Raw genomic sequence first — 20,731 nt, forward strand, 5'->3', positions numbered from 1 at the left:
ACCTGCGCGACATGATCGCGGAAGTCCGCGCGCTGAACCCGCGCCCTGGCGCGGCCTACCATAGCGAGCCGGCCGAGACCCTGGTGCCCGACGTCATGGTCCGAGAAGGCCTGGGTGGCATGTGGCACGTCGAGCTGAACACCGACACCTTGCCGCGCGTGCTGGTCGACCAGCGCTACCACGCCCGCGTCGCCAAGGGCGCGCGCAGCGATCAGGAAAAGACCTTCGTCGCCGACTGCATGGCTTCGGCCAACTGGCTGGTGAAGAGCCTGGACCAGCGCGCCAAGACCATCCTGAAGGTCTCCAGCGAGATCGTGCGCCAGCAGGACGGCTTCCTGGCCTTCGGCGTCGAGCATTTGCGTCCGCTGAACCTGAAGACCGTCGCCGACGCGATCGGCATGCACGAAAGCACGGTCAGCCGCGTCACCTCGAACAAGTACATCGCCACGCCGCGGGGCGTCTTCGAGCTGAAGTTCTTCTTCACTTCGGCTATCCAGTCGTCGGAAGGGGGCGAAGCCCACTCGGCCGCCAGCGTCCGGCACAAGATCAAGGGCCTGGTCGATGCGGAGAAGACCGAGGCGGACGTCCATTCGGATGATCGCATCGTCGAAATCCTCAAGGCCGCGGGCGTCGATATCGCCCGCCGCACGGTCGCCAAGTATCGCGAGGCCATGCGCATCCCGTCTTCCGTCGAACGTCGGCGGCTGATGAAGGAAATGGCCTGAACGCCCTATATGACGTGAGAACACCGCTCGCGCCCATCGGCCGCGCGGCCTAATCGGCGCCCGCGCGTTTCGGTGCGAGCGCGACGAGGAACTGATGAGCGAGAAGAGTCTGGCCGAGGTGATAGAGGGGTTTGGCGAGGACGAGCGTCCAACCCTGACCGTCGGCGAGATGCTGGACGCCTTCGACAGTCGGGCCTTCGGCGCCATGCTGCTGGTCTTCGGCCTGCTGAACACGCTGCCGCTGCCGCCCGGGTCTTCGACGATCCTCTCCCTGCCCATCCTCCTTCTAGCCCCGCAGATCGCCATGGGCGCCGATCACCCCTGGCTGCCCCGGAGGCTGACCGAAAAGCCGTTGAAGCGAGACGACATGCGCGGCCTCTTCCGCCGCCTGGCGCCCATCGTGCGGAGCATGGAGCTGATCACCCGTCCCCGGCTGCGGCCAATGTTCGCACCCATGGGCGAACGGGCCATTGGCGTGGTCTGCACATTACTGGCCCTGGTGCTCGTCCTGCCGATACCGCTCGGCAATCTGGCGCCGGGCGCGACGGTGGCGATCCTGGCTCTGGCCCTGCTGCAGCGGGACGGAATCCTGGCCTTGGCGGGCTATCTGATGGCGCTGTTCAGCGGGGGTTTGCTGTTCGTCAGCGCGCATGTGGTGATCATGGCCGTGCGCAAGCTCATGACTGTGTTTTCGGGTCTGTTCTGACGGCTCCTTAAGGACCGTTCCGACCGCTTGACACCTGTTCGAGACAGGCGCGTTGTATCGATATGCAAGTCCAAGTTTCCGGCAAGCATGTCGACGTTGGCGAGGCTCTGCGAGCGCGAGTCTCCGACGAAATCGCCCTAAGCATCGGCAAATACTTCGATCGCGGCGGTGACGCCGAGGTCGTGGTCAGCAAGGAGGGTTACGCCTTCCGTGTCGATTGTTCGGTCAAGCTGGCCTCCGGCCAACAGCTGATCAGCCATGGGTCTGGAGGCGACGCCCACGCCGCCTTCGACGCGGCCCTGGCCAAGATCGACACGCGGATCCGACGATACAAGCGACGCCTGAAAAGCCACTCGGCGGCGGCCACGGCCAAGAAGGTCGAGAACGCCGCCATGTTCGTCCTCCGCGCGCCCGACGCCGAGGATGGCGAGGATCATGACTGGGATGTGGATATCGATCACCCGACGGGCGCGCCCGCGGCGATGGTCATCGCGGAAACCCAGGCCGCTCTCAAGACAATGACTGTTTCCATGGCTGTCATGGAACTGGACTTGACCGGCTACCCGGCAATCGTGTTTAGGAACGCCGCCCACGGCGGATTGTCCGTGGTCTATAGGCGTCCAGACGGAAATATCGGCTGGATCGATCCCGAACGCACGAAGTCGCTGAACGGGCACGGGTCTACCGCGAGCTAACCAGACCGTGTCTCGGCCGGTGGCGCCGTCGGCGGATTCGCGGCGACGGCGCCAAGGCGGTCGACAACGAGCGAGCGTTAGAAGTCCATGACCATTGGCGACCTTCTGGACCCGGGGGCGGTGGCGTTGCGCGCCGGCGCGCCCGGCAAGCGCCAAGCGCTCTCGCTGGTCGCCGATGTCGCCGAGCGCGTCCTCGGCGTCGACGCGGACGCGACTCTGGAAGGTCTGCTGGAGCGGGAAGCTGCTGGGTCCACGGGCGTGGGTGATGGCGTCGCGATTCCGCACGCCCGGATCGGCGGCGTAGACCGTGTGCGGGCCGTCGTCGTTCGACTGGACACGCCGGTCCCGTTCGACGCTCTCGACGACAAGCCTGTCGACCTCATGGTGGCGCTGTTCGCCCCGCTGGACGCCAATGCTCAGCATCTGCGGGCCCTGGCCCGCGTGGCGCGCGTTCTGCGTCAGCCCGAGATCAGGACAGCGTTGCGCCAAGCCAAATCGGCTGACGCCATCCATGTTCTGTTGACCCAGGAAGCCGCCAGCACGGCGGCCTGATCCCTCTCGCTAGTGCACCGAGACGGGCGCCAGTTCGTGCGCCAGCGCGGCCGCGATCGCGGTGTCTCGGTCGATCATGACGGCCAGGCGCGCGCCGTCGGCGCGGCAGACGGCGTACAGGGTCTGGTCAGGCGAGAGGTTGAAGTCCTCCACGCCTTCTGGCGCGTCGGCGAGCACTTCGGCGGCCTTGATCGGCCGCACATAGACGAGGTCAGGGGCGCCAAGGGCCGCGAAAGCTTCGCTCGTGAAGAGCGGGCTGTGATGGGTGTTGGGCGTCATGAAGACCACCTCCTTCAATGAGGGAACGCGCCTTTCACCGGCCGGTTCAGCCCGCGCCGGGAAGAGCTCGTTCCGCGCGGCCGTCGGGCCCGCGCTGAAATTGTCGTGAACGCGGTCAGCCCGCGCTGCGGATGGGAATGCGCCTGACCAGCCGCTCGGGCTCAGGACGCGCGAGATCGATGTGCAGGAGGCCATGCTCCAGGGTCGCGGCCTGCACCTCCATGCCCTCGGCGAGGACGAAGGTGCGCACGAAGCCCCGAGCGGCGATTCCGCGGTGCAGGAAGGCTCTCTCGGCCTCGCCGCGGCCATCGGCGTCGCGTTTACCCGCCACGATCAACTGGCCGCCTTCCACGGTCACCTGAAGCTGCTCTGGCGAGAAGCCCGCGACGGCCAGGGTGATGCGTACGCCGCCATTCTCGCCCTGCTCGACATTGTAGGGCGGATAGCTTTCGGACGCGGCCTTGGCAGCGCGCTCGATCAGGTCTCTGGTGTGCTCGAAGCCCAGCAGGAAGGGGCTGTCGAACAGAATCGTCCGGGTCATCGCGAAGTCCTCGCTCAAGCGACTTCGTTCGCGGCGACAAACCCGAGGATCGGCGCTCGTCCCCGCGACACGTCGATAGACATGGCGAGCACGGACGAACGGTTCAAGGGGCAAGAGATCTGGGCTAGGCCGGCTTTCGCTCAGGCCGGGTAACTCAGATCCAGAAATGGACAAGGCCCGGACGTTTCCGTCCGGGCCTTGATGGTGGAGCTAAGCGGAGTCGAACCGCTGACCTCTTGAATGCCATTCAAGCGCTCTACCAGCTGAGCTATAGCCCCAAAATTTCTGAGGGCACCTGAGGGTAACTCTCGGAAATCCTTGGTCTCTTCGGCGTTTCGACTGGTGTCGCTCCCCGAAGAGGCGCGGAACCTAGTCCGGGATTTTCCGGGGATCAACCCTCCCTGCGAACTTTTTTCGAGAAAAATGTCGCAGGCCCGAAAACGCCTGTGGAAAGCCGGTCGCGGCGAGACCGAAACCGGCTTTCCGCTGGATCAGTCGTCGTCGCCCTCGCCGGGGAGGCCTTCGATTTCCTCGTCGAGGATGTCGTCGTCGTCCTCGTCCTCCAGGAACGGCACGTCGTCGGCTTCGTCTTCGGCGAGATCGTCGTCCTCGGCGAAGTCGACGCCCAGGTCGGCGTCGCCAGCCGGCGTCGCGCCGGGTTCGGCGTCTTCGTCGTCCGTCTCGACGACGTCGGCCTCGGCCGCTTCGTCGATTTCCGGAGTCTCGTCGACTTCATCCTCGAAGCCGTCCTCCTCCTTCGGGGCGACCGACTCCTTCTCATCGTCGGACTCATAGTCCGGCGTGATGGCGCGGGCGCGGACGCGGCGCGACTTCAGGGCCTCTTCCGGGTCGAACTGCTCGCCGCACTTGGGGCAAACGGCCGGACGGCGGTTGAGGTCGTAGAACTTCGATTGGCAGTTGGGGCAGATTTGTTTTGCGCCCAGGTCGGGATTGGCCAAGGTGGCGACCCTTTGATCCGGATGGGAAAAGCGGCGGGTCACTTGCCATGACGAGAGCCCGCTGTCAAAAGCAAACCCCTTCGCGAAAACCACCAAGTACTAAGGAGCCGGTTTCGGCATGTCGTCGGCTGGATTGAAGAGCGCCCCCGGAAGCGCTCTGCGAGGGATCGTGCGCGCTCCGGGAGACAAGTCCATTTCCCATCGTTCGATGATCCTGGGCGCGTTGGCGACCGGAACGACGACGGTCGAGGGCCTGCTGGAGGGCGACGATGTCCTCGCCACCGCCCGGGCCATGCAGGCCTTCGGCGCGCGGGTCGAGCAGGAAGGCGTCGGCCGCTGGCGCATCGAGGGCCAGGGCGGCTTCTCCGAGCCCGCGGACGTGATCGACTGCGGCAACGCCGGCACGGGCGTTCGCCTGATCATGGGCGCGGCGGCGGGTTTCCCGATGTGCGCCACCTTCACCGGCGACAGCTCGCTTCGTAGCCGGCCGATGGGTCGGGTCCTGGATCCTCTGGCCCGCATGGGCGCGACGTGGCTAGGCCGCGACAAGGGCCGTCTGCCGCTGACCCTGAAGGGCGGTAACCTGCGCGGTCTGAACTACACCCTGCCCATGGCCTCGGCCCAGGTGAAGTCGGCCGTGCTGCTGGCCGGCCTGCACGCCGAGGGCGGCGTCGAGGTGATCGAGCCGGAAGCCACGCGCGACCACACCGAACGCATGCTCCGCGCCTTTGGCGCCGAGGTGATCGTCGAAGACCGCGTCGTCGGCGAGAAGACTATCCGCCATATCCGGCTGCCCGAAGGTCAGAAGCTGACGGGGACCCATGTGGCCGTGCCGGGCGACCCGTCGTCGGCCGCCTTCCCGCTGGTCGCCGGCCTGATCGTGCCTGGCTCCGAGGTCACTGTCGAAGGCGTGATGCTCAATGAACTGCGCACCGGTCTCTTCACGACCCTTCAGGAAATGGGCGCGGACCTCGTCATCTCGAACCGCAGAATGTCGAGCGGCGAAGAGGTCGGCGACATCACCGCCCGCTGTTCCAAGCTCAAGGGCGTGGTCGTGCCGCCCGAGCGGGCGCCGTCGATGATCGACGAGTATCCGATCCTGGCCATCGCCGCGGCCTTCGCCGAGGGCGACACCGTCATGCGCGGCGTCGGTGAGATGCGCGTCAAGGAAAGCGATCGCATCGCTTTGACCGCCGCTGGCCTCGAGGCTTGCGGCGTCGATGTCGAAGAGGAGCCGGAAGGCTTCATCGTCCATGGGACCGGCCAGCCCCCGCGCGGCGGCGCAACGGTCGAGACCCACGGCGACCACCGGATCGCCATGAGCCACCTGATCCTGGGCATGGCCGCCCAGGCCCCCGTCGCCGTTGACGAGCCGGGCATGATCGCCACCAGCTTCCCGGGCTTCGCGGACTTGATGCGCGGCCTGGGCGCGACGCTGGCGGAAGCCTGAGCCATGGCGTTCGTGATCGCCGTCGACGGACCCGCCGCGTCCGGCAAGGGCACGATCGCTGGGCGCCTGGCGGCGCTCTATGGCTATCCGCTGCTGGACACCGGCCTGCTCTATCGAGCGGTCGGCGTCGGCGTCCTGGCTGGCGCCGGCGATCTGGACGACCCGATCGCCGCTGAATCCGTGGCGCGAACGCTCGACCTTTCCGATCTGGATCGGGCCGAGGTGCGCACCCGCGCGGCGGGCGAGGCCGCCAGCCGCGTCGCCGTGCACCCCGGCGTCCGCGCGGCCCTGTTCGACCTGCAGCGCGACTTCGCCAAACGCCAGCCCGGCTCCGTGCTGGACGGGCGTGACATCGGCACGGTCATCGCGCCCCACGCGCCGGCCAAGCTCTATGTCACCGCCCGTCCGGAAATCCGCGCTGAGCGCCGCTGGAAACAGCTGGTCGGCCAAGGCGAGGCGGTCGATTTCGAGGATATCCTGGCCGACATCCATAAGCGCGACGCCCGCGACGGCGGCCGCAAGGACGCGCCAATGACGCAGGCCGCCGACGCCGTCTTGCTCGATACGTCGGAAATGACTATAGAGCAGGCCTTCGATGCGGCCCGCCGTATCGTCGAGGACGCGCGCGCCCGTCACCGGCTCTAGCCGGAGGGCAAATCCACCGCCGTTCTCGCCGCGATCAAGACAATCGCGGGCCGTCTTATCAAACCCACTTCATCCGGAATCCCGAGAACCGTCTCGCGACGAGTCTCATCCCAGGGTTCCCCCAACCTAGAGACCAAAGATCAGCATGGCTGACGATATGAGCTTCAACCCGACGCGCGACGATTTCGAAGCGCTCCTCAACGACTCGATGGGCGGCCGTGACTTCGCCGAAGGCACCGTCGTCAAGGGCAAGGTCGTCGGGATCGAAAAGGACTTCGCCATCATCGACGTCGGTCTGAAGACCGAAGGCCGCGTCCAGCTGAAGGAATTCGGCGTCGACGAAAACGGCAAGCCGACCGTCAAGGCCGGCGACACCGTCGAAGTGTTCCTGGAACGCCTCGAAAACGCCATGGGCGAAGCGGTCATCAGCCGCGAGAAGGCCAAGCGCGAAGAAGCCTGGACCCGTCTGGAAGGCGTCTACGCCCGCAACGAGCCCGTCATGGGCGCGATCGTCGGCCGCGTGAAGGGCGGCTTCACCGTCGACCTGGGCGGCGCCTCGGCCTTCCTGCCGGGCTCGCAAGTCGACATCCGTCCGGTCCGCGACGTCGGCCCGCTAATGGGCAAGGAACAGCCCTTCGCCATCCTCAAGATGGACCGTCCGCGCGGCAACATCGTCGTCTCGCGTCGCGCCATCCTGGAAGAGGCCCGCGCCGAGCAGCGCACCGAACTGGTGTCGCAGCTGCAAGAGGGTGAAATCCGCGAAGGCGTGGTCAAGAACATCACCGACTACGGTGCGTTCGTCGACCTGGGCGGCATCGACGGCCTGCTGCACGTCACCGACATGAGCTGGAAGCGCGTCAACCACCCGAGCCAAGTGCTCGCCGTGGGCGACACCGTGAAGGTCCAGATCGTCAAGATCAACCCGGACACCCAGCGCATCTCGCTCGGCATGAAGCAGCTGCAGTCGGATCCGTGGGATGGCGTTGAAGCCAAGTACCCGGTCGGCGCCAAGTTCACGGGCCGCATCACCAACATCACCGACTACGGCGCCTTCGTGGAGCTGGAAGCCGGCGTTGAAGGCCTGGTGCACGTCTCGGAAATGTCCTGGACCAAGAAGAACGTCCACCCCGGCAAGATCGTCTCGACCTCGCAAGAAGTCGACGTCGTCGTGCTGGACGTCGATCCGTCCAAGCGCCGCGTCTCGCTGGGCCTGAAGCAGGCCCTGGCCAACCCGTGGGAAGCCTTCCTGGAAGCCCACCCGGTCGGCTCGACCGTCGAAGGCGAAGTCAAGAACGCGACCGAGTTCGGTCTGTTCATCGGCCTCGACAACGACATCGACGGCATGGTGCACCTGTCGGACATCGACTGGAGCGTCCCGGGCGAAGAAGCCATGGCCCGCTACAAGAAGGGCGACATGGTCAAGGCGAAGGTTCTCGACGTCGACGTCGAGAAGGAACGCATCTCGCTGGGCATCAAGCAGCTGGCTGGCGACCCGATGTCGGGCGACACCTACCGCAAGGGCCAGACCGTGACCGTCACCGTCACGGAAGTGACCTCGGGCGGCATCGAAGTCCGCTTCGGTGAAGACGACGCTCCGATGTCGGCCTTCATCCGCAAGTCGGACCTGTCGCGCGACCGTCAAGAGCAACGTCCGGAGCGCTTCGCCGTCGGCGATCGCATCGACGCTCAGATCACCAACGTGGACAAGGCCGCGCGCCGCGTCTCGCTGTCGATCAAGTCGCTGGAAATGGCCGAAGAGAAGGAAGCCATCGAGCAGTTCGGCTCGTCGGACTCCGGCGCTTCGCTGGGCGACATCCTGGGCGCCGCTCTGCGCGAGCGCGCCAGCAAGGAATAAGCTTCCGCTCTATCAGAGCTGAAGTTGGCGGCGGCCGGAGCGATCCGGCCGCCGTTTTCTTTTGCCCGAAAGCCTGCCACAAATCCCAGGGGTTGAGTTGTGGGGGGTGTTCGTGCGGTTCAGTGGGTTTCGTGGCCTCCAAGGCGCGGCGATCGCCGTTGTTTCCGTTTCGGTTATGGCCAGCGCCGCATTGGCGGACGAAAAGCCCAGCTACGGGCCGCCGCCCAAGTGGGTTCAGGTGGCGGAGCTTCCCGCGCCGCCCTCCGACGACCAGGCGCCGTCAACTCAGCTGCTGCTGAATGACAACCAGTCCCAGCACGACAATACCGGCTCGGCCTACTACAACCGCCGCATCGTCAAGATTCTGAAGCCCGAGGGGCTTCAGGGCGGATCGCGGTCGGTGACCTGGGACCCCGTTCGCGACAAGATCACGCTTCACACGCTCGCTATCATCCGCGGCGGCCAACGGATTGATCTTCTGAAGCAAGGTCAGGATGTCCTGGTTCTGCGGCGTGAAAAGAACCTGGAGCGCGCGATGCTGGACGGGCGCATGACCGCCTCGATCCAGATCAAGGATCTGCAGGTTGGCGATATCGTCGACTGGGCTTTCACCCAGGAACACAAGGAAGCGTTGCTGGGCGGCCGCACCAATGATTTCGAGACCATGGCTTGGAGCGGCCTCGCCGGCCGGTTCCGCGCTCGATTGCTGTGGCCGGATGGAACGCCGCTGACTTGGCGCGTCACGCCCGGCTTTCCGCAGCCCAAGATCTCCAAGTCGGGCAAGACCAACGAGCTGCTGGTGGACGTCGCGAACGCCAAGCCGCCAAAGCCGCCGATCGGCGCGCCGGTTCGGTTCCAGCGCGTGGGCATGCTGGAGGCGACGACCTATACCGGTTGGGACGATATCTCCCGCCGCATGGCGCCGCTGTACGCCGAGGCTTCGAAGTTGTCGGCGGATTCCTCCCTGCGAAAGGAGATTGCCGCAATCGCCCAGGCCGGCGCCGATCCGAAGGTGCGGGCCTTCAAGGCGTTGCAGCTGGTCGAGGACAAGACCCGCTATCTGTTCCTGGGCATGGGCGATGGCGGCTACAAACCCGCGCCCGTCGACGAGACCTGGTCGCGGCGCTTTGGCGACTGCAAGGGCAAGACCGTGCTGCTGCTCACGATCCTGCGCGAACTTGGCGTCGAGGCCGAACCGGTGCTGGTGTCGACCGCAGGGGGCGACGGCCTGGAAGAGCGGCTGCCGTCGGCCGCGCTGTTCAACCATGTCATCGTTCGCGCGCGCATCGGCGGCAAGAGCTATTGGCTCGACGGCACGCGCTCGGGAGACGTCGGCGACATCGACGGCTTGCGGCCGCCGCCGTTCCGCTGGGCCTTGCCGCTGCGGATGGACGGAGCGTCGCTGGAAGAGATCGTCCAGCCTCCGCTCACCCGGCCGGACAGCGAGGGCGTGGTCCGCATCGATGCGTCAGGCGGGCTCGACAAGCCCGCGCCGATCACCATGACCACGGTGATCCGCGGCGACGCCGCCCTGAACCTGGCGCGCGCCTTGCGCACGGCGCCGCGAGCCGACATTGAGCGGAGCCTCAAGCAAAGCGCCTCGGCCAGCCTCAGCTGGGTCAATATCGACACGATCGACTTCGACGTGTCCCCCAACGGCGAGGCCAAGATCAGGATTGGCGGCACGGCCGATCTCGACTGGCGCTTGAACGACGACCTCGGGGTTCGGGAATTCCGGATTCCCGGTTCCGGTTCGGGCAAGGCGTCGGCCTTCCCTCGGCGCGAGCCGGGCCTCAATGCCGACGCGCCTTACGCGACGGTCTTTCCGGCCTATTCGACGTCGGCGACCGAGATCGTCCTGCCCGACAAAGGCGCCGGCTTCGCGGTCAAGGGCCTCAACTGGACCGGCCGTATCGCCAATCGCGACATCCAGATGACCGCGGAACTGAAGGATGGGGTGGCGAGGTTTGCGGAATCCAGTCGAAGCGTGGGCCGGGAACTGCCTTACGCGGAGGCCGAAGAGGCCAACAAGAGGGCCCGGCGCCTGGCTTCCGAACCCCAGATCGTTCGCGCCCCAAAGGGTTCGTAGGCATGCGCATTAACCGAACCCCGTTCGTGAATCGCACGCAACCCCTTGAAGACTCAGCCATCGTTGGGCAAAGGTCCGGTCGCGCCTTCTTAGTCTTGGGGCGTTCCGGGGATTTCGATGATCAAGTCTGAACTCATCGCCAGGCTCGCGAATGAAAATCCGCACCTGACGCAGAAGGACGTCGAGCGCGTCGTCAGCGTCATCCTGGAACGCATGATCGGCGCTCTGGAGGACGGCGGCCGCGTCGAACTGCGTGGCTTCGGGGCCCTGTCGGTGCGTTCGCGTCCCGCCCGAACCGGCCGCAATCCGCGCACCGGCGAAGCGGTCGAAGTCCGCGCCAAGCACGTACCGTTCTTCAAGAGCGGCAAGGAGCTCCGGGCCCGCCTTAACGCTGACGGCGACGAATAGGCGACTGGGCCGGGCTTGACCCGACATCGCGAACGACGCCAGCCTCGCGTTCATTCTGAATAGGCGAGGAGACCGTCATGAGCGTCGTCAAGGAGTTCCGCGAGTTTATCGCCCGCGGCAACGTCATCGACCTGGCCGTCGGCGTGATCATCGGCGCGGCCTTCAACGGCATCGTCAAGAGTCTGGTCGATCAGGTGATCATGCCGCCGATCGGCCTGCTGACCGGCGGCCTGGACTTCTCGAAGCTGGAATGGGTGCTGCGACCCGAGAATCCGGCGACAGACGCGGTTGAGAAGGTGGCGGTCCAGTACGGCGCCTTCATCAACACCGTGATCCAGTTCTTCATCGTCGCGGTCGTGGTGTTCCTGCTGGTCAAGCTGGTGAACGAGATCCGCCGCAAGGACGCCGAGACGCCGGCGCCCGCCGCGCCTCCCGCCCCGACGCCGGAGGAAAAGCTACTGACCGAGATCCGCGATCTGCTCGCCAAGTCGAAGTAGCGCGCCGATCAGCCTGGAGCGCCACGCTGTCGCGACGCTCCAGGCCTTCCATCACTTGCCCAGCGTAGGGCTGTCGAGGTCGAGCTTGGCGGCCGGGATCACCACGGCGTTGGGCGCGACCTTGGTCAGGTCCTCGCCCATGGCCTTGGCGTCGCCCGCCACGATCACGCTCATCTGCGCGGGGTCCAGCTGCGCCTTGGCGAAGGCCTGGACCTGGTCCGGCGTCACCGCCTCGACCTTGGCGGCGTAGGTCTGGATCTCGGTCAGCGGCACGCCATAGACGGCGAGGTTGCCCAGGATGTTGGCCAAGCCCTCCGAGGTGCCCAGGTCGCGGCCGAAACCGCCCACCAGCACGGATTTGCGCGCGGTCAGCTCGTTCGCCGCGGCGGGCTCGGACGCCAGACGCGTCAGCTCGGCGCGGGTCAGGGACACGACCTCGGCGGCCGACGGGTTCTTGGTCTGCACTCGCGCGGAGAAGCCGCCAAAGCGTCCCTGAGGCGTCAGGCTGGAGCCAGCGCCGTACGAGAGGCCGCGCTTGATGCGGATCTCCTGGTTCAGGCGCGACGAGAAGCCGACACCGAGCACGGTGTTGGCCACCAGGCCCTGATAGTAGTTCGGATCCGTGCGGGTGATCGCCGGCTTGGCCAGCACCACGGCCGCCTGGCCCGTGCCGGGCAGGTCGATGATCACGTTCCGCGGCTGATAGCCGGTTGGCGCGGCGGGCGGCGCGGGCGGCGGCGAGGCGGGCTTCTTCCAGCCGCCGAAGGCTTTCTCGGCCAGGGCGAAGCCTGCTTCGGGCGTCAGGTTGCCGGTCAGCACCAGCACGGCGTTGTCGGGACGCCAGTAGGCGGCGTGAGTTTTGGCGAGATCCGTCCGCTTGATCTTCGGCAGCGAGCCTGGCGTGCCGCCGGCCACGTGGCCATAGGCGGAGCCGGCGTACAGCACCGGCGCCGTCGCGTAGCCGGCCAGGCTGCCGGGGCGTTGATAGGCGACCGACAGGCTGTCGAGGGTTTCGGCGCGCACCCGATCCAGTTCCGCCGCCGCGAAGGCGGGGTTCTCGGCTACGTCGGCCATGATGGCCATGGCGGGCGCGGCGTTGTTCTGGGTGACGCTCAGGGTCAGGGAGGCGGCTTCCCAGCCGGAGCCCGCTTCCAGATTGGCGCCCAAGGCCTCGGTCTCACGCGCGACCTGGGTCGCCGAGCGGGTGGCCGTCCCCTCGGTGAGCAGTTCGGCGGTCAGGCTGGAGACGCCCGCCAGGCCTTTAGGGTCCGAGCTCGCGCCGCCACGCACCGTCAGGTCGGCGGTGATCAGCGGCAGGTCGCTGGACTTGGCGACGATGACGCGCAGGCCGTTCGCCAGGGTTTTTTCGGCCGGGGTCGGCAGCACCGCCGGGACGGGCGCGGCGATCGGCGGCGGCGCCTGGCGCTCGCCCTCCGGCGCGAGCGTCGTGACCGGGCCGTCGTACTTGACCGAGGCCACCTTGGGGATCGGCGGCGTGAGGTCCTTCTCGCCGGCCGGACGATCCTTCTCCGGCAGGTAGCGGATCACGGTGCGCTTGTCGTCGGCCAGGTACTTGCGGGCCACGCGCTGGACGTCGGCGGCGGTGACCGCCTGCAGGGCGGCGAGATTGGTGTTGGCCCGGGCGGGGTCGCCCTCGGTCATCAGGGCGTAGCCGATGGCGAAGCCTCGGCCGTCGATCTCTTCGCGGCGGCGCACCGCGTCCGCCAGCAGGCCGGCCTTGGCTTCGGAGAGTTCGGCGGGCGTGACGAGGCCGTCGCGGAGGCGCGCGACCTGGGCGCGGAGGGCCGTCTCGCCCTGCTGGACCGTCTTGCCGCCGGCCATGATCGCGCCGACGTAGAACAGGCCCGGCTGGGCGTTGTTCGGCGCGCTGGAGAACACCGACTGGGTGATCTTCTGCTCGTAGACCAGGCTGTCATAAAGGCGCGACGACTTGCCGGCCGACAGGATGGCGTCCAGCACGGTCAGCGCCGGGGCGTCCTTGTCGGCGGCGGCGGGCGCCAGCCAGGTGATCGCCAGCGCGGGCAGCGGCACGTTGGGGCCGTAGGTGCTCACGGTCTTCGGACCTGCGCGGGCGGGCTCGACGACGGTCACCTTCGGAATGTCGCCGGCGGGCTTGGCGATGCCGCCGAAGTACTGGTCGATCATCGCGTCCAGCTTGGCCTGGTCGAAGTTGCCCACAACGATCAGGGCCGCGTTGTCGGGACGGTAGTAGGTCTGGTGAAAAGCGCGCACGTCATCGACCGTGGCCGCGTCCAGCTCCTCGATCGAGCCGATGCCCGGGCGCTGGTACGGATGGGTCGTGAACGACTGCTGCGGGATCGAGAGCGCGAAGAAGCGACCATAGGGATCGGCCAGGACGCGCTGGCGCAGTTCTTCCTTCACGACGTCGCGCTCGGAGGCGAACACGCTCTCGTCGATCACCAGCGACTTCAAGCGGTCGGACTCCGCCCAGAGCAGGCGCTCCAGGTGATTGGCCGGCGCGACCTCGTAATAGTTGGTGAAGTCGTCCCAGGTGGAGGCGTTGTTGAAGCCGCCGACATCCTCGGTCAGTCGGTCCAGCGTCTCGCTGGGCATGTTCCGCGTGGCCTTGAACATCAGGTGTTCGAACAGGTGGGCGAAGCCGGAACGGCCGCGCGGATCGTCCTTGGAGCCGACGCCGTACCAGACCTGCACCGAGACATTGGGCGTGGTGGCGTCTCGGGAGGTGAAGACCTTCATGCCGTTGGGCAGGACGCGCTGCTGATAGACGATCGGCGGCGCCTTGATCGCGGCGACGCTCGCGACCTTCGGCGTCGACGCCGCAGCCTTTGGCTTCGCGGATGGGGTCGCGGCCCAGGCCATGGGCGACAACGCCGTGGTGGAAAGAGCGGCCGCGACGAAGGCGAGCTTGGCGGTGCGGATCATGCGCGAGGGTCTCCTGAACAACTATCCTTGACCCTAGCACCGTCGATTTCGAGATAAACCTTACCGACCTGTCATCTGCCGGGAACCGAAACGCCCGATGACCGTTCAAAACGTTCGTCTCGGCTCCCCGCTCGCGGGCCGCGCGTGTGGGGCCCTGATTGACTGAACTTTTGCTTCGTGACCGCCTCCGCGCGGCGACCGCCAAAGACCACGCGGCGCTGGACGCTATCGCGGCCTCCTTCGATTTCGAGAACCCCTCTGGATATGGGCGGTTTCTTTCGGCCTCCGCCGCGGCGCTGATCCCCTTGGAGCTGGCGCTGGAGCGAGCCGGCGTCGGGGCCTGGCTGGGCGATTGGCCCGATCGCAGCCGGCGCGCGGCGCTGTCGAGCGATCTCGTCGCCCTAGGTCTGGCGCCGCCAGTCACGGCGGCCGAACCCACGCCGTCCCGAGGGTTCGGCGTGGGCCTCCTCTATGTTCTCGAGGGCTCGAGGCTGGGCGCGCGTTTTCTGGTCCGCCGCGTGCGGAGGGCGGCACCCGGCTTGCCGACCGGCTACCTCGGCCATGGCGACGAGGCTGATCTCTGGCGCTCCTTTCTGGGGTGGTTGGAAGCGCAGCCGAAAGTCGGCTTGCGGACAGACGAGGCCGTCGCGGGTGCGCGATATGGGTTTCAGTGCTTCTCGGCCGCGTTCGAGACCGCCGCCTCGCCTGGAGTCCTGAATGTCCGAGCCGGCGTCCATGTCCGGATTTGAGGTCGATCTGACCAACTGCGATCGCGAGCCGATCCATATGCTCGGCGCGATCCAGCCGTTCGGCTTCCTGATCGCCGTGGACACCGACTGGCTGGTCGTCCACGCCTCGACCACCACGCTGCGTTTTCTGGGCCTGTCGGCGACGGATCTCATCGGTCGCCCTCTGACCCAGGTCATGAACGGTCATGCCATCCACGCCATCCGCGGTCGGCTGCAGATCATGCGCGGGGCTGACGCGGTCGAGCGGATGTTCGGTCAGCCCTTGGTCGATGGCGGCGAGGACTTTGACCTGGCGCTGCACTATTCCGGCCGCATGCTGATCATCGAGGGCGAGCCCAGTCAGGCCGAAGCCCTGATCGAGGCGGCCTCGGCGGTGCGGTCCATGACGATGCGGATCGCCGCGCGCCCAGGTTTTGAGGACTTCTGCCACGAGGCCGCTCGCCAGGTCCGCGCGCTGACGGAGTTCGACCGGGTCATGGTCTACCGCTTCAGCCACGATGGCGCGGGCGAGGTGATCGCCGAGTCGGTGCGGCCCGGCATCGGCTCGTTCCTGGGACAGCGCTATCCCGCTTCCGATATCCCGGTCCAGGCGCGCGCCCTGTACGAACGCAACTGGCTGCGGATCATCGCCGACGTCGATGCGGAGGTCTCGCCGATCACGCCGCAGATCAGCGTCACCGGCGAGCCCGTGGACCTCTCCATGAGCATGCTGCGGGCCGTCTCGCCGATCCATATCGAGTACCTGCGCAACATGGGCGTTGGCGCCTCGCTGTCGATCTCGATCCTGCGCGACGGCAAGCTGTGGGGGCTTTTCGCCTGCCACCATTACGCGCCCAAGCACATCAGCTATGAGCGTCGCACGGCGGCCGAGCTGTTCGGCCAGCTGTTCTCGCTGACGCTTGAGAGCCGGGAACGGGAGATCGAGACGCGCCGCCATGCCGAGGCGCGCGCCTTGCACGATCGGATGATGGCGACGGTCGTGGGCGCGCCGCAGGGCGCGGACACGCTCAGTCCGTATCTCGACGACCTGTGCCGGCTGGTCCATTGCGACGGCCTGGCGCTGTGGCTGGAAGGGCGACTGACCCTTCGGGATTCGACGCCCGACGCCAGCAATGTCCACGCCCTGATCCGGCTGCTGCGCGAAAAGGACACCCATTCGGTCTTCGCGACCAACGAGATCGCCGCGCTGCTGCCGTCGGCCGCGTCGTGGGCCGGCAAAGCGGCGGGCATGATGGCGGTGCCGCTGTCGCGCGCGCCGCGTGACTATCTGATCTTCTTCCGCAAGGAGGAGGCCCAGACCGTGGTCTGGGCCGGCCAGCCCGCGAAGCTGGTTCAGGTCGGACCGCTGGGCGAGCGACTGACGCCGCGCAAGAGCTTCGAGGCCTGGGAAGAGACGGTGCGGGGACAAAGCCGGCCTTGGACGCAGGTCGAGCGCTTTCTGGCCGAGAGCATGCGCGTCAGCCTGCTGGAGATCGTCTTCCGCCTGACCGACCTCGCCGACGAGGAACGACAGCGCGCCAACCAGCGGCAGGAGCTGCTGATCGCCGAGTTGAACCATCGCGTCCGCAACATTCTCGGCTTGATCCGGGGGCTGATCAGCCAGAGCCGCGCGGGGGTCTCGACGGTCGAGCAATTCGCCGAGGTGGTGGGCGGACGTGTCCAGGCCCTGGCGCGGGCGCATGACCAGATCACCCGCCACCAATGGGGGCCAGGCGCGCTGAGCGACCTGATCACCGCCGAGGCGGAGGCCTATCTGAGCGCCAAGGCCGATCGCGTGCGCCTGACCGGCGCGCCCACGGCCCTCGCGCCGGACGCCTTCTCCCTTCTGTCCCTCGTCATCCACGAACTGATGACGAACTCGGCCAAGTATGGGGCCCTGTGCGATCAGCGGGGTTATGTGACGGTCGATTGGGAACGCGACGCACGCGGCGACCTGATCATCGAGTGGCGCGAACGCGACGGTCCGCTGGTCAAGCCGCCCACGCGCAGGGGATTCGGCTCCACCATCATCGAACACTCCATCCCTCACGATCTAGATGGCGAGGTGACGCTCGACTACCGCCCCGAGGGGCTCCAGGCCCGGATCCGTGTTCCCGCCCGCTATGTCACGACCGAGGGGGTCGAGGCGACGATCGCCAAGGCCAAGCGCGCGGAGACGCCCGTGCGCGCGCCGGAGCGAATGCTGGTGTTGGAAGACAACATGATCATCGCGCTCGATCTGGAGGACATGCTGACGCGATTGGGGGTCAAGCAGGTGACAGTCGTCTCCAGCGTCGGTCAGGCCTTGGAGGCGTTGGCGGAAGGCCTGCCGCCCTTCGCGATCCTGGACGTGAATCTCGGATCGGAAACCAGCTTCCCGGTGGCTCAGGCGCTGCAGGAGGCGGGCGTTCCGTTCGCGTTTGGCACCGGCTTTGGCGACAGCGCGGCCTTCCCGGACCGCTTCAAGGAGACGCCGGTTCTGCAAAAGCCCTACAGCGCCGAGAGCGTCGCGGCGTTGTTCTAGGGCGCTTCGGTGATGAACCGGGCGCGCTGTTCCTCGGTCGGGACCAGGCAATGCTCGCGCCGTCCAAACAGCCGATAACGATTGCGGGCGATCGCGTCATAGATCCGGTCCGTTAGGCCCCGCGGCAGGCGGTCGATGATCGCGAGCCACCGCCAGGGGCGGGATGCGCGACGCAGGATCGCCGCGACCGCCGCCGTCTTGGTGAGCGCCCGGCCCTGGTCAAGGAAGACGAAGCTATCGGGCGATTCCGGGTTCAGGCCGTGCCTTACGGCGAGCGCCTGCCCATAAGGCGACTGCAGGGGCGTGAAGCGGATCGCGCCTTGGCGGTCGATCGCCAATACCGCCTGAACGGCGCCGTGACAGAGGTTGCAGACCCCATCGAACAGCATCAGGCCATCGGGCTCTCGGGGCGGGCGCGATGTCATGACTGTTCGCACTCGCGACGCAGGGCCCGCAGCGCCGCCGGCGCATCTCGCCGCATCATGCGCCCGACCAGATCGATGGGCAGGCCGAACGGCGCGCTGGCCCAGAAATCATAGTCCACCTGCGTCCTGCGGCCGCCGTCGATCGGCGTCAGGCGCCAGGTCCCGTCGCAGGCCCGGATGTCGCCTCGGATGCAGGTGAAGCGGATCAGCCGGTTCGGCTCCAGCGTCACCCGCGAGGTCGAGCGCACCGGCGGTAGAAAGAAGCTGAACCGCACCACATGTTCGCGGATCTCGCCCGTCGCGTCCCTGGAAATCACCTTGCAACGGCGGACGCCCGGCATGATCCGGGCGGCGCGGTCGCAATCAAGCAGGGTGCGGTAGACTAGCTCGGGCGGCGCGGCGATCTCGGTGTGGGCGCGGACGACGCCGTGACCTTGATCGTCGAGCCGCATCGATACGTCGACGCCGTCGCCGCGTTCGCCATCCTCCGCGCGCACGGCCGACGAGGCCAAGGCGAGAGAGAGGCTCAGGGCGAGGACGATCGGGCGCATCACGCCGAAGCTAACGCCTCGGCGCGACTTTCGTCAGGTCTCACGCGCCAGCGCGGTTCTGGACGAGATCGTCCACGACCGACGGATCGGCCAGGGTCGAGGTGTCGCCCAGGCTCTCCAGTTCGTTCTCGGCGATCTTGCGCAGGATGCGGCGCATGATCTTGCCCGACCGGGTCTTCGGCAGACCCGGCGCCCATTGGATGACGTCCGGGGTCGCGATCGGACCGATCTCGCGGCGAACCCAGTCGGTCAGTTCCTTGCGCAGCGCCTCGCTGGGCGCCACGCCGGCGTTCAAGGTGACGTAGCAATAGATGCCCTGGCCCTTGATATTATGCGGATAGCCGACGACCGCCGCCTCGGCGACGCGCGGGTGGGCGACGAGGGCGCTTTCGACCTCGGCCGTGCCCAGGCGGTGGCCCGAGACGTTCAGCACGTCATCCACGCGGCCGGTGATCCAATAGTACCCGTCCGCGTCGCGGCGGCAGCCATCGCCGGTGAAGTACTTCCCCGGATAGGTCGAGAAGTAGGTCTCGAAGAAGCGGCGGTGGTCGCCATAGACCGTACGCATCTGGCCCGGCCAGCTGTCCGTGATCACGAGATTGCCCTCGGTCGGGCCCTCCAGGACGCCGCCCTCCGCGTCGACCAGTTCCGGCTTCACGCCCGGCATGGGTCCGCAGGCCGAGCCCGGCTTGAGAGCGTCGGCGCCCGGCAATGGCGTCATCAGCGTGCCGCCGGTCTCGGTCTGCCACCAGGTGTCGACGATCGGGCAGCGGCTCTCGCCGACCACGCGGTGGTACCAGAGCCAGGCTTCCGGATTAATCGGCTCGCCCACGCTGCCCAGCAGGCGCAGCGACGCCCGGGACGTACGCTCCACCGGCGCCTCGCCCTCGCGCATCAGGGCGCGCAGGGCCGTCGGGGCGGTGTAGAAGATCTCGACCTTGTGCTTGTCGATCACCTGCCAGAAGCGGCTATTGCAGGGATAGTTCGGCACGCCTTCGAACATCACGCTGGTCGCGCCATTCGCGAGGGGGCCGTAGACGATGTAGGTGTGCCCAGTGACCCAGCCTACGTCGGCCGTGCACCAGTAGATTTCGCCGGGGCGGTAGTCGAACACCACTTCGTGGGTCCAGCTGGCCCAGACCAGATAGCCGCCCGTGGTGTGCAGCACGCCCTTGGGCTTACCCGTCGAGCCCGAGGTGTAGAGGATGAACAGCGGGTCTTCCGCGTTCATCGGCTCCGGCGTGCAGTGGATCGAGGCCTTCGCGGCCGCGTGCTCGTAGATGACGTCGCGGCCCGGCGTCAGCGGCACGCTGGCGCCCGTGCGGGTGACGACCAGGACCTTCTCCACGCCTGGGCAGTGCGCCAGGGCGGTGTCGACATTGGTCTTGAGCGGAATGCGCTTGCCGCCGCGCACGCCCTCATCGGCCGTGATCACCAGCTTGGAGTCGCAGTCGTTGATGCGGCCGGCGAGGCTGTCGGGCGAGAAGCCGGCGAACACCACCGAATGAACCGCGCCGATCCGCGCGCAGGCCAGCATGGCGAAAGCGGCCTCGGGAATCATCGGCAGATAGATGGTCACCCGATCGCCCTTGGTGACGCCCTGGGCCTTGAACACGTTGGCCATGCGGCAAACCTGTTCGTGCAGTTCGGCATAGGTGATCTTGCGCGAGGCGGCGGGATCGTCGCCTTCCCAGATCAGCGCCACGTCGTTGGCGCGATGACGCAGGTGGCGGTCGATGCAGTTGGCCGACACGTTGAGGACGCCGTCCTCGTACCAGCGAATGCGGAAGTCCTCCTCGTTGAAGGAGACGTCCTTGATCTTGGTGGGCGCCGTGATCCAGTCGAGACGACTGGCCATGTCCTTCCAGTAGCCGTGCGGATCCTCGTCGGCGCGTCGCCGCGCGGCCGCCAGGGCGTCTGCGTTAAGATGGGCGCGCTCGCCCCAGGCCTTCGGAACCGGAAACAGCATGCTGTCGCTCACCCACCGCACTCCCTAATATTATTGCCGCCGGAATAGGCGAAGCCAAGCGCCAGGCGCAAGAAGACCATTACGGTTTCTCGCGCCCGGGCAGGCCGGCCCAAAATCGAAGTCGGATCAGAAGAAGCCGAGGGCTTTTGCGCTGTAGCTGACCAGCAGGTTCTTGGTCTGCTGATAGTGATCGAGCATCATCTTGTGG

The 20,731-nt window shown here is 66.9% G+C and carries 20 protein-coding genes and 1 tRNA gene; 12 read left to right on the top strand and 9 right to left on the bottom strand.

Features of this window, described 5'->3' with window-relative positions; translation table 11 throughout:
- The 4 genes from Q0379_RS15845 to ptsN form a co-directional block, all read left to right on the top strand.
- Positions 1-725, top strand: a 725-nt coding sequence (locus tag Q0379_RS15845; protein WP_299010850.1) for an RNA polymerase sigma-54 factor, incomplete at its 5' end; no start/stop codon positions are given.
- A 91-nt stretch (positions 726-816) separates the two neighbouring features.
- Positions 817-1,431 (top strand): exopolysaccharide biosynthesis protein, encoded by a 615-nt coding sequence (locus Q0379_RS15850; protein WP_299010907.1) that lies wholly within the window; start codon positions 817-819, stop codon positions 1,429-1,431.
- Between the two features lie 62 nt (positions 1,432-1,493).
- Complete coding sequence (raiA, locus tag Q0379_RS15855; protein WP_066687928.1) at positions 1,494-2,126, top strand: ribosome-associated translation inhibitor RaiA; 633 nt, start codon at positions 1,494-1,496, stop codon at positions 2,124-2,126.
- A gap of 87 nt (positions 2,127-2,213) precedes the next feature.
- Positions 2,214-2,678, top strand: a complete 465-nt coding sequence (gene ptsN / locus Q0379_RS15860) for a PTS IIA-like nitrogen regulatory protein PtsN (RefSeq protein WP_299010855.1) — start codon at positions 2,214-2,216, stop codon at positions 2,676-2,678.
- Between the two features lie 9 nt (positions 2,679-2,687).
- Here ptsN and Q0379_RS15865 read toward each other — a convergent pair whose 3' ends face one another.
- The 4 genes from Q0379_RS15865 to Q0379_RS15880 all read right to left on the bottom strand — a co-directional run bounded on the left by Q0379_RS15865 (position 2,688) and on the right by Q0379_RS15880 (position 4,457).
- Positions 2,688-2,957: a DUF1150 family protein gene (locus tag Q0379_RS15865; RefSeq protein ID WP_066688016.1), complete on the bottom strand. Its 270-nt coding sequence runs from the start codon at positions 2,955-2,957 to the stop codon at positions 2,688-2,690.
- Positions 2,958-3,072: 115 nt separating this feature from the next.
- Entirely contained in the window at positions 3,073-3,498 is a 426-nt protein-coding gene (locus Q0379_RS15870) for an Hsp20 family protein (RefSeq protein WP_299010865.1), read from the bottom strand.
- Positions 3,499-3,700: 202 nt separating this feature from the next.
- Positions 3,701-3,776: transfer RNA gene (locus Q0379_RS15875), tRNA-Ala, on the bottom strand.
- A gap of 213 nt (positions 3,777-3,989) precedes the next feature.
- Entirely contained in the window at positions 3,990-4,457 is a 468-nt protein-coding gene (locus Q0379_RS15880) for a TIGR02300 family protein (RefSeq protein WP_099537644.1), read from the bottom strand.
- A 118-nt stretch (positions 4,458-4,575) separates the two neighbouring features.
- Here Q0379_RS15880 and aroA point away from each other — a divergent pair, with 118 nt between their 5' ends.
- The 6 genes from aroA to mscL all read left to right on the top strand — a co-directional run bounded on the left by aroA (position 4,576) and on the right by mscL (position 11,401).
- Positions 4,576-5,907 carry a 3-phosphoshikimate 1-carboxyvinyltransferase gene (gene aroA, locus Q0379_RS15885; RefSeq protein WP_299010872.1) on the top strand — a complete coding sequence of 444 codons (1,332 nt, stop codon included), beginning with the start codon at positions 4,576-4,578 and terminating at the stop codon, positions 5,905-5,907.
- A 3-nt stretch (positions 5,908-5,910) separates the two neighbouring features.
- Positions 5,911-6,552: a (d)CMP kinase gene (cmk, locus tag Q0379_RS15890; RefSeq protein WP_299010875.1), complete on the top strand. Its 642-nt coding sequence runs from the start codon at positions 5,911-5,913 to the stop codon at positions 6,550-6,552.
- 145 nt (positions 6,553-6,697) lie between these two features.
- Positions 6,698-8,407, top strand: a complete 1,710-nt coding sequence (gene rpsA / locus Q0379_RS15895; protein ID WP_299010878.1) for a 30S ribosomal protein S1 — start codon at positions 6,698-6,700, stop codon at positions 8,405-8,407.
- Between the two features lie 175 nt (positions 8,408-8,582).
- Positions 8,583-10,496 (top strand): DUF3857 domain-containing protein, encoded by a 1,914-nt coding sequence (locus Q0379_RS15900; RefSeq protein ID WP_299010881.1) that lies wholly within the window; start codon positions 8,583-8,585, stop codon positions 10,494-10,496.
- A 117-nt stretch (positions 10,497-10,613) separates the two neighbouring features.
- The gene (locus Q0379_RS15905; RefSeq protein ID WP_066687914.1) at positions 10,614-10,904 is read left to right on the top strand and encodes an integration host factor subunit beta; all 291 of its coding nucleotides are present in this window, start codon (positions 10,614-10,616) and stop codon (positions 10,902-10,904) included.
- A 77-nt stretch (positions 10,905-10,981) separates the two neighbouring features.
- Positions 10,982-11,401: a large-conductance mechanosensitive channel protein MscL gene (mscL, locus tag Q0379_RS15910; RefSeq protein ID WP_299010884.1), complete on the top strand. Its 420-nt coding sequence runs from the start codon at positions 10,982-10,984 to the stop codon at positions 11,399-11,401.
- A 51-nt stretch (positions 11,402-11,452) separates the two neighbouring features.
- Here the strand turns inward: mscL and Q0379_RS15915 are convergent, their stop codons facing one another.
- Complete coding sequence (locus tag Q0379_RS15915; RefSeq protein WP_299010889.1) at positions 11,453-14,326, bottom strand: pitrilysin family protein; 2,874 nt, start codon at positions 14,324-14,326, stop codon at positions 11,453-11,455.
- 170 nt (positions 14,327-14,496) lie between these two features.
- Between Q0379_RS15915 and Q0379_RS15920 the strand changes: the two genes are divergently transcribed.
- Entirely contained in the window at positions 14,497-15,075 is a 579-nt protein-coding gene (locus tag Q0379_RS15920) for a biliverdin-producing heme oxygenase (RefSeq protein WP_299010892.1), read from the top strand.
- Positions 15,062-17,578 carry an HWE histidine kinase domain-containing protein gene (locus tag Q0379_RS15925; protein WP_299010895.1) on the top strand — a complete coding sequence of 839 codons (2,517 nt, stop codon included), beginning with the start codon at positions 15,062-15,064 and terminating at the stop codon, positions 17,576-17,578. Before Q0379_RS15920 ends, Q0379_RS15925 begins: the two co-directional genes overlap by 14 nt.
- Here Q0379_RS15925 and Q0379_RS15930 read toward each other — a convergent pair.
- The 4 genes from Q0379_RS15930 to Q0379_RS15945 all read right to left on the bottom strand — a co-directional run.
- Positions 17,575-18,003, bottom strand: a complete 429-nt coding sequence (locus Q0379_RS15930; protein ID WP_299010898.1) for a thiol-disulfide oxidoreductase DCC family protein — start codon at positions 18,001-18,003, stop codon at positions 17,575-17,577. The genes Q0379_RS15925 and Q0379_RS15930 overlap by 4 nt on opposite strands.
- A complete protein-coding gene (locus Q0379_RS15935) occupies positions 18,000-18,554 on the bottom strand; it encodes an SRPBCC family protein (RefSeq protein ID WP_299010904.1) in 555 nt (184 codons plus the stop codon). Before Q0379_RS15935 ends, Q0379_RS15930 begins: the two co-directional genes overlap by 4 nt.
- 40 nt (positions 18,555-18,594) lie before the next feature.
- Positions 18,595-20,523 (bottom strand): acetate--CoA ligase, encoded by a 1,929-nt coding sequence (gene acs / locus Q0379_RS15940; protein ID WP_299010911.1) that lies wholly within the window; start codon positions 20,521-20,523, stop codon positions 18,595-18,597.
- A 126-nt stretch (positions 20,524-20,649) separates the two neighbouring features.
- Positions 20,650-20,731 (bottom strand): hypothetical protein (locus tag Q0379_RS15945; protein WP_299010914.1); only part of this gene is annotated, 82 nt, incomplete at its 5' end.

The sequence above is a fragment of the uncultured Caulobacter sp. genome, assembly GCF_937900395.1.
Classification (GTDB): Bacteria; Pseudomonadota; Alphaproteobacteria; order Caulobacterales; family Caulobacteraceae; genus Caulobacter.